At 69.1% G+C, this 1038-nt stretch carries 1 protein-coding gene; it reads left to right on the forward strand.

Annotation, left to right across the window (positions count from 1 at the left end):
* Nucleotides 1–1038: flavodoxin-dependent (E)-4-hydroxy-3-methylbut-2-enyl-diphosphate synthase (gene ispG / locus ABZV31_RS38325; protein ID WP_355901512.1), on the forward strand; the 1038-nt coding region annotated here is incomplete at both ends.

The following is a 1038-nucleotide window of genomic DNA, read 5'->3' on the forward strand; positions in this document are numbered from 1 at the left end:
CGGCAGATCCAGGTCGGATCCGTGGCGGTGGGCGGGGACGCGCCGGTGTCGGTGCAGTCGATGACGACGACGCGGACCTCGGACGTCGGCGCGACGCTCCAGCAGATCGCGGAGCTGACGGCCTCCGGCTGCCAGATCGTCCGGGTCGCGTGCCCCACGCAGGACGACGCGGACGCGCTCGCGACCATCGCCAGGAAGTCGCAGATCCCGGTGATCGCGGACATCCACTTCCAGCCGAAGTACGTCTTCGCGGCCATCGAGGCCGGCTGTGCGGCCGTGCGGGTGAACCCGGGCAACATCAAGCAGTTCGACGACAAGGTCAAGGAGATCGCCAAGGCGGCGAAGGACCACGGCACGCCGATCCGGATCGGCGTGAACGCGGGCTCGCTGGACCGGCGGCTGCTGCAGAAGTACGGCAAGGCCACCCCCGAGGCGCTGGTGGAGTCGGCGCTGTGGGAGGCGTCGCTGTTCGAGGAGCACGACTTCCGGGACATCAAGATCTCCGTCAAGCACAACGACCCGGTCGTGATGATCGAGGCGTACCGGCAGCTGGCCGAGCAGTGCGACTACCCGCTGCACCTGGGCGTCACGGAGGCCGGTCCCGCCTTCCAGGGCACGATCAAGTCGGCCGTCGCCTTCGGCGCGCTGCTCTCGCAGGGCATCGGCGACACCATCCGGGTGTCGCTGTCCGCTCCGCCGGTGGAGGAGGTCAAGGTCGGCATCCAGATCCTGGAGTCGCTGAACCTGCGCCGGCGGGGTCTGGAGATCGTTTCCTGCCCGTCCTGCGGGCGCGCCCAGGTCGACGTGTACAAGCTGGCCGAGGAGGTCACCGCCGGTCTCACCGGCATGGAGGTCCCGCTCCGCGTCGCGGTCATGGGCTGTGTCGTCAACGGCCCGGGCGAGGCGCGCGAGGCGGACCTCGGTGTGGCCTCCGGCAACGGCAAGGGCCAGATCTTCGTCAAGGGCGAGGTCATCAAGACCGTCCCCGAGTCGAAGATCGTGGAGACCCTCATCGAGGAGGCCATGAAGCTCGCCGAG

The organism is Streptomyces sp. NPDC005202, assembly GCF_040608235.1.
Taxonomy (GTDB): domain Bacteria; phylum Actinomycetota; class Actinomycetes; order Streptomycetales; family Streptomycetaceae; genus Streptomyces.